The following is a 7267-nucleotide window of genomic DNA, read 5'->3' as shown; positions in this document are numbered from 1 at the left end:
AATGAAGGAATAGAAAGGGTAAGCCTCATGAAAATAGAAGAAAAGCGGATTGCATGGACTATTTTATCCATACAATCCGCTTTTTTGAATTCTACCTTTCACAAATCCTCAGTTTTTCAGTGGCCTCGGAGATCCCCGCCGTTTTTTTATATTAATTAACTGTACGATATAAGCCGACAACTCGACCGAGAATGGACACGTCATTCAAAATGATCGGCTCCATGGTAGCATTCTCAGGCTGCAGGCGGATGTGGTTCTTTTCCTTGAAGAATCGTTTTACTGTAGCTTCTTCCTCTTCCGTCATGGCCACGACAATATCGCCGTTCTGAGCTGTCTGCTGCTGTCTGACGATGACCATATCCCCGTCCAGGATCCCTGCCTCAATCATACTTTCCCCTTGAACAATTAGTACGAACGTATTTTCTTCCGACCCGGCAAGCGTATCCGGAAGGGGGACGTACTCTTCGATATTCTCCACCGCTGTAATGGGGGAACCGGCCGTAACTTTACCAATGACAGGTGCGTACGTGGCTTCCCCGCGCGGAATACTGTGGTCTTCCTCAAGTTCAATCACTTCAATGGCCCGGGGTTTTGTCGGATCTCTGCGGATATATCCTTTCTTCTCGAGCCGGGATAAGTGTCCGTGGACAGTGGAACTGGATGCCAGTCCGACAGACTGGCCGATTTCCCTTACAGAAGGGGGATACCCTTTAAGCAGAACCTGTTCTTTTATGAAATCTAGTATTTCCTGCTGCCGCTTTGAAAGTTTACTCATAGATTAGCACCTCGTACATAGGATTATAGTAACCACATTGTACCATGCCATCCTCAAAAATACAAACAAGCGTTCGAAAAAAGTCGTTGACAAGAACATACATTCGTCTATAATAAGAATTAGAAAACGCGAACAGAGGTTCTTAGGAACGTTCGTTCTTAAATGGAGGGTCAATTATGTTTAATAAACTATCAAAATTGGACTACACCTATATCGTTTTGTTTATTGTTAGTTTTGCTATTCTCTATTATTCTATGGTTACAAGTGGATAAAACCTTGGAAAACCAGTAGAAGCGAGGACACACATCATGAGAGTAATCCTATATTGTCGCGTAAGCACGGAGAAGGAAGCACAGGTCAGTTCCTTGAAAAGGCAGAAAGCGGAGCTGTATGCCATGGCCGAACACCATGGAATGGAAGTGGCCTCCTGTATCGAGGAGCAGGCCAGCGGTTATGAGATTGAACGGGAAGGTGTCTTCCAGATGCTTGATGCCTTTTCCAATCAGGAAGCGGAGGCGCTCCTCGTCCAGGATGAGACGAGGCTGGGAAGAGGAAATACGAAAATCGCCCTTTTCCATCAATTGAACCGGTTAAATGTTAAAGTTTATTCTTTATCCCATAATGGTGAACTTCATTTATCCGAGTCGGATTCCATGGTGCTTCAGATTGTAGGGATCGTGGAGGAATACCAGAGAAAGATTCATAATATGAAGATCAGACGGGGAATGCAGAAAGCGGTGGCCGGGGGGTATGACCCATCCTCGAACCTGTCCAATCAGCATCTGGCAGCAGGAAGGGAAAGGAAGGAATTCCCGATCGAAGAGGTTGTCAGACTCAGAGCCAGTGACTTAACGTTCAAGGACATCGCCGCAACATTGAGAGGGCTGGGCTACGATGTATCGAAGGCAACGGTTCACCGGCGTTATAAAGAGTACATATCACTTGAAAAAGAAGAATAGGCAGGTTACTATAGGAACATAAGTGAGACAAGAGTCTTAGGGCTGCTTGTCTTTTTCATGTTTCAAAGCTGATCCAGACTATAAAAAAAGGAGAAGGATCTATGTTATCTCAAGAAAAATTAGACCGTATAAACGAATTAGCCAATAAATCAAAGCAGCAGGATTTAACGAAGGAAGAAAAAAATGAACAAAAAAACCTGCGTCAGGAATATTTGCAGAGTGCACGCAAATCATTCAAAAACCAATTGAAAGGCGTCACAGTCATTGATCCGGCCGGGAATGATGTAACCCCTGCCAAACTAAGACAAATGCAGGAAAACGAAAAGAAAAACTAAACAGGTTTACGGATCCGCACCTTCATACGTAAGGTGCGGATTTTTCGTTTAAATCATCAGAAACAGGGGGAAATTAAGGAAGGGCGGAGGACAAAAGTTTGCACAACGCCTTGTTTCATTATAGGATAATACATGGTACATATACCTGTACAGAAAGGGGAATATTGGAAATGGCAAAAAGCCTTGAACAAACTTCAATTAATACAATTCGAACACTTACGATTGATGCAGTAGAAAAAGCAAGTTCCGGACACCCGGGTATGCCTATGGGAGCGGCTCCTATGGCGTATAAACTCTGGACGGAATTCATGGATCACAACCCTAAAAACTCAAACTGGTTTGACCGCGACCGTTTCGTCCTCTCAGCAGGCCACGGTTCCATGCTTCTATACAGCCTCCTGCACCTATCCGGATACAATGTTACGATGGATGATCTGAAATCGTTCCGTCAGTGGGGTTCTAAAACTCCCGGACACCCGGAATATGGTCATACAGACGGCGTCGAAGCAACTACCGGTCCGCTTGGCCAAGGGCTCTCTATGGCTACGGGTATGGCAATGGCAGAAGCGCATCTGGCCGCTAAATACAACCGTGAAGGCTATAACGTTGTAGACCATTATACATTCGCCATCTGTGGAGACGGTGACCTGATGGAAGGGGTATCCCAGGAATCAGCTTCACTTGCCGGCCATCTTGGTCTTGGAAAGCTGGTTGTCCTTTATGACTCCAACGACATTTCCCTTGACGGTGACCTTGACCGTTCCTTCAGTGAAAGCGTTGAAAAACGTTATGAAGCGTATGGATGGGAAGTCATCCGCGTTGAGGACGGTACGGATGTGGAAACGATTGGACAAGCGATCCAACAGGCGAAATCCAATACGTCCCAGCCGACAATGATCGAAGTCAAGACTGTCATCGGATACGGTTCTCCAAACAAATCCGGTAAATCGGATTCCCACGGTGCTCCACTTGGGGAAGAAGAAGGAACAGCTGCCAAGCAGTTCTACGGATGGGAACATGAACCTTTCCATGTCCCTGATGAAGTTTACCAGGACTTCCAGGACAAAGTTCAAAAGAACGGTGAAGATAAAGAGCAGTCCTGGAACGAGTTGATGGCTTCCTATAAAGAAGCGTATCCAGAGCTTGCTGAAGAACTGGAAGCCGCTATCCGCGGCGAGCTGCCTGAAGGATGGGATAAGGAGCTTCCAACTTATAAAGTAGGCGAAGACAGCCCGGCTACCCGTGCAGCGTCTGGTGATGCCATCAATGCATTGTCCAAAACGGTTCCATATTTCTTCGGTGGAAGTGCAGACCTTGCCGGATCCAACAAAACAGCAGTAAAAGGAGAAGAGGACTTCTCCCGCGAAAATTATGCCGGCCGTAACATCTGGTTTGGTGTACGTGAATTCGCTATGGCTGCCGCACTGAACGGTATGGGGCTTCACGGCGGATTGAAAGTTTATGCGGGTACATTCTTTGTATTCAGTGACTACCTTCGTCCAGCAGTCCGACTTTCCGCTCTTATGAATCTACCGGTTAATTATGTGTTCACACACGATTCTGTTGCTGTAGGTGAAGACGGACCGACACACGAACCTGTAGAGCAGCTCGCGTCTCTAAGAGCTATGCCGAATCTTTCCGTGCTTCGTCCGGCGGATGGGAACGAAACCAACGCGGCATGGAGACTGGCTCTTGAGTCAGAAGATAAGCCGTCTGCACTTGTTTTAACGCGTCAGGGACTTCCTACACTGGAAGGAACAGAAGAGCATGCTTATGAAGGCATGAAGCGCGGCGCTTACGTCCTGAGCGATTCGGATAAGGAAGAGCCGGATGCGATTCTTCTGGCTTCTGGTTCAGAGGTGCAGTTGATTGTTCAAGCTCAGGAAGAGCTTAAGACGAAAGGCTATGATGTGCGCGTCGTCAGTGTACCTTCCTTTGACCGCTTCAACGAGCAGTCAGCTGAATATAAAGAGAAAGTTCTTCCAAACAGCGTGCGCAAGCGTCTGGCTGTTGAAATGGGAGCTTCCTTCGGCTGGGAGCGCTATGTAGGCCTTGACGGATCTGTCATTGGTATCGATACATTCGGTGCTTCAGCTCCAGGAAATACAGTCATTGAGAACTACGGCTTTACGGTTGAAAATGTTGTCAAACATGCTGAAAACCTTATGAAGTAAGTGGAGAGGGCTGTTCCTTTTGGGGACAGCCTTCCCTATACATATGTAAATCTGATGGAATGATCATCCGGCAGCAGTTTTACAAGGAACAAGCCTGGGATCTTTTCGAAAAAGGCTTGACCTGTGGTATAATAAAAAGTAAGAATGATCGTTGCTTCTTCCATATGGCGGAAACAGGTTTTCTTACGTATGTAGGGATGATCAGCCGCTGGTAAAGATAGTTTGGGGCTCGGATAGAAGGCCGGGTTGGAAACGGCTATTGTATTCTGATAATCGTTTTACTATACTGTTATGGGAGACAACACGAAGGAGGAAGACGAAGACATGACATTGGGGATCGTTTGGGTTATCATCATTGCTTTATTGACTCTTGTCGGTGGTGTTGCACTAGGCTTCTTCATCGCCAGAAGATATATGATGAACTATTTGAAAAAGAACCCGCCAATCAATGAGCAGATGTTACGTACACTGATGATGCAGATGGGGCAGAAGCCTTCGCAGAAGAAGATCAATCAGATGATGCGTTCCATGAACAACCAAATGAAATAATCAAACAAGCCTTCTTTCCCGGGAAAGAAGGCTTTCTCTATGAAGGCGTTCAACAGATGTTCACATCACCCGGACCTTTCAGGGGTTTCATCTGCTAAAATAGACAGCGGATCCTACTACGAAAAAGAAAGGGGAGGTCAAATTATGGATGTTAATCTATTCCTTGCCTTTGGAGCAGGCTTTTTGTCGTTTATTTCTCCATGTGTCTTTCCTTTATATCCAGCCTTTCTTTCGTACATAACAGGTATGAGTGTGCAGGAGTTAAAAGAGGACAATGGTATGCTGAAGCGGACCAGTTTTATACATACGCTGCTTTTTTTGCTGGGCTTCACAACAATCTTCCTAATCTTAGGGTTTTCCGGCTCATTCTTTTCCCAGTTTCTTATCCAGAATGAAACGATTATCCGAAGACTGGGAGCCATTCTCATTATTTTCTTCGGGTTTGTCATTATTGGTGTGTTCAACTTCGACTTCTTAATGAAAGATCGGAAAATCACTTTTAAAAACAGGCCTTCCGGGTATTTGGGAACGTTTCTGATCGGTCTGACATTCTCCCTGGGGTGGACTCCCTGCACTGGACCGATCCTTGCCGCTGTCCTTTCCCTTGCAGCCGATTCGCCTGATCTGTTCCTCGTCATGATGATTGCCTATTCCCTGGGCTTTTCGATCCCTTTTTTTGCGCTTTCCTTTTTTATCGGACGTTTGGGATGGATCAGACGCCACAGTGCGGGGATCGTAAAGGCAGGCGGGTTTATTATGATTGCTGTTGGAATCGCCCTGTATTTCAACTGGATGTACATGCTGACGTCCTATTTAGCCGGCTTGTTCGATTTTCAAGGGTTTTAATGCGTGGATTTTACCCGTTTTTTGTATTATCATGAAAGTAGAAAAACATATCACTAAAGGAGAAATCGTATGACCCGGACCAATGACATCATTTTACGAACCACTACAACATTGATTGCCTTTATCCTGCTTGGATTTTCGGCCTACTTGTTTTTTGCCGGCCACAATGCGCCGGGAGGAGGATTTATTGGAGGACTTATGACATCAGCGGCTATCGTGCTTATGTACATGGCCTACGGAATCAAATCCATGGAGAAGATTCTTCCTATCAATTTCAGGCATGTGATTCCGGTTGGACTGCTGATAGCTGCTTTAACGGGTGTGGGGGGTCTTTTATTTGACCAGCCGTTTTTAACCCAGACGTTTGCCTATTTCCAGCTTCCGATCCTTGGAAAAACCGAACTTGCTACAGCGCTGCTGTTTGATCTTGGGGTTTATCTGGCTGTTGTAGGTGTTACGATGACCATTATTCTCACCATTGCAAATGACCGGGGGGAAGAGGAAGGCGTGTAAGAAACTGCCGAACCTCCGGAACTTCCGCTTTAGGCGAAGTTATCCTGATGATCATCAATCCTTGATCCGGACCGGATGGAACAGAAAGAGTGGATTTTTATGTTTTGGTTGATTGCAAGTACAGTGGCCGCGGCTTTCATGGCCACAGCGATGATCTTTGTGCGTCTGAGGGCCGCCAGAAAGCCGGCCAGTGTGAAGAAAATTATTCTTCCGCCATTCTTTATGAGTACCGGCGCATTCATGTTTGTTTTTCCGATTTTCCGTGTCGAGTGGACCCAGGTTCTTGAAGCTGTATCCATCGGAGCTCTTTTTTCAATCTTTCTTATCCGTACTTCGAAATTTGAAGTGCGGGATGGCGATATTTACTTAAAACCTTCAAAGTCATTCATTATGATTTTGTTCGGCCTGCTTGCTGTAAGGATCATTTTCAAATTGATCGTCGGCCAGCATGTGTCCCTGGGAGAAACAAGCGGCATGTTCTTCCTGCTCGCCTTTGGTATGATCATTACGTGGCGTCTGGCTATGCTGAAACAGTACTTAAACCTGGAAAAAAAGATGCATACAGGAAAGGACCCCGCCTGAACAGCGGGGTCCTTTTTTTAATTTTCCAGAAGTGTCTGGTAAGGGGTCATATCGATTTCTTTCTCGTTCAGCTTCTTGACCAGAAACTTATGGTCCCGTTTAGGGGTGGCGAGGATATACCCTTCGATGAGAATGTCCTGCGTAATTCTTTTCTTTCGGCTGCTCAGAGCCAGTTCGCCAATACGTCCGGCAATCTTCTGGCGGGCCACATCCCTGAAAAGCTCAGGAACAGGAGAAATCAGTTCCTCCAGCAGCTCCTTCTGATCCTTCGACCACATATGCCGGGTCTGGTCCACATAGTATTCTTCCCAGTCTATGGTCGATTTTCCATCCTCTTTTGGAATCCGTTTAAGAAATTTCCGAAACATAAAAAAACCGCCGATGGCCATCAGGCTGACCATGATGATAATCCAGCCGACAATAAAGAGTGCAAAACCACCTGACATACGATCACCCGTTTCATATTCAAATCTTTGTTAATTTTATTATAATTCGAAGTGTATACAAACTCAAGTAGTGATGAGAATGTTGTTT

9 protein-coding genes are annotated in these 7267 nt (G+C 45.8%); 7 read left to right on the top strand and 2 right to left on the bottom strand.

All coding sequences use genetic code 11. The features are described from left to right. Positions 1 to 151 precede the first annotated feature (151 nt). Positions 152 to 775, bottom strand: a complete 624-nt coding sequence (gene lexA, locus GLV97_RS09940; protein WP_160889585.1) for a transcriptional repressor LexA — start codon at positions 773 to 775, stop codon at positions 152 to 154. Between the two features lie 308 nt (positions 776 to 1083). Between lexA and GLV97_RS09935 the strand changes: the two genes are divergently transcribed. The 7 genes from GLV97_RS09935 to GLV97_RS09905 all read left to right on the top strand — a co-directional run bounded on the left by GLV97_RS09935 (position 1084) and on the right by GLV97_RS09905 (position 6733). Next, the gene (locus GLV97_RS09935; protein WP_160835687.1) at positions 1084 to 1734 is read left to right on the top strand and encodes a YneB family resolvase-like protein; all 651 of its coding nucleotides are present in this window, start codon (positions 1084 to 1086) and stop codon (positions 1732 to 1734) included. Between the two features lie 101 nt (positions 1735 to 1835). Next, positions 1836 to 2069, top strand: a complete 234-nt coding sequence (locus GLV97_RS09930; RefSeq protein WP_160835688.1) for a DUF896 domain-containing protein — start codon at positions 1836 to 1838, stop codon at positions 2067 to 2069. 170 nt (positions 2070 to 2239) lie between these two features. Next, positions 2240 to 4243 (top strand): transketolase, encoded by a 2004-nt coding sequence (gene tkt / locus GLV97_RS09925; RefSeq protein WP_160835689.1) that lies wholly within the window; start codon positions 2240 to 2242, stop codon positions 4241 to 4243. Between the two features lie 324 nt (positions 4244 to 4567). Further along, complete coding sequence (locus GLV97_RS09920) at positions 4568 to 4792, top strand: YneF family protein (RefSeq protein ID WP_008640348.1); 225 nt, start codon at positions 4568 to 4570, stop codon at positions 4790 to 4792. Positions 4793 to 4933: 141 nt separating this feature from the next. Beyond that, complete coding sequence (locus tag GLV97_RS09915; protein WP_160836467.1) at positions 4934 to 5638, top strand: cytochrome c biogenesis protein CcdA; 705 nt, start codon at positions 4934 to 4936, stop codon at positions 5636 to 5638. A 69-nt stretch (positions 5639 to 5707) separates the two neighbouring features. Next, the gene (locus GLV97_RS09910; protein WP_160835690.1) at positions 5708 to 6151 is read left to right on the top strand and encodes a Na(+)/H(+) antiporter subunit B; all 444 of its coding nucleotides are present in this window, start codon (positions 5708 to 5710) and stop codon (positions 6149 to 6151) included. A 99-nt stretch (positions 6152 to 6250) separates the two neighbouring features. Continuing rightward, positions 6251 to 6733, top strand: coding sequence for a CcdC family protein (locus tag GLV97_RS09905; protein WP_160835691.1), 483 nt, complete (start codon positions 6251 to 6253; stop codon positions 6731 to 6733). A gap of 17 nt (positions 6734 to 6750) precedes the next feature. Here GLV97_RS09905 and GLV97_RS09900 read toward each other — a convergent pair whose 3' ends face one another. Next, a complete protein-coding gene (locus tag GLV97_RS09900; RefSeq protein WP_160889584.1) occupies positions 6751 to 7179 on the bottom strand; it encodes a DUF2621 domain-containing protein in 429 nt (142 codons plus the stop codon). Positions 7180 to 7267: the final 88 nt, after the last annotated feature.

The sequence above is a fragment of the Halobacillus litoralis genome, from assembly GCF_009856355.1.
GTDB classification, from domain to species: domain Bacteria; phylum Bacillota; class Bacilli; order Bacillales; family Halobacillaceae; genus Halobacillus; species Halobacillus litoralis_B.
The sequence above is the reverse complement of the archived record's forward strand: the minus strand, read 5'-3'. Positions and strand labels throughout refer to the sequence as shown.